Origin of the sequence: Shewanella sp. S1-49-MNA-CIBAN-0167, from assembly GCF_040310145.1 — a bacterium.
Taxonomy (GTDB): domain Bacteria; phylum Pseudomonadota; class Gammaproteobacteria; order Enterobacterales; family Shewanellaceae; genus Shewanella; species Shewanella psychromarinicola.
Window position 1 is genome coordinate 1 of the sequence record NZ_JBEOPO010000369.1, and the last position, 256, is coordinate 256.

Sequence of the window (256 nt, forward strand, 5' to 3'; positions counted from 1 at the left end):
CTGATAATATTTGCATTATCGCGGCACTAATTACGCCACCAGAGGTGAATACAAACACAGTGTCATTGTCATTTGTCTGCTCGATCAGTTGTTGTAATCCTTGGTTTACACGTTGAGTAAAGTGCTGCCAAGATTCGTTATAGTTATAGTTATCGTTAGCGTTAGCGTAATTTGATTGTTGTTGCCATTGCTCAATGGCTTGACTAAATAATTCGATAAAGGCCCTGGTGGGTGAAGCTTGTTGTTGGAGGTAATG

At 40.2% G+C, this 256-nt stretch carries 1 protein-coding gene; it reads right to left on the reverse strand.

What is annotated here, in order from left to right; genetic code table 11:
* On the reverse strand, positions 1–256 hold a 256-nt coding region (locus AAEZ00_RS21665; RefSeq protein ID WP_351090036.1), incomplete at both ends, for a histidine phosphatase family protein.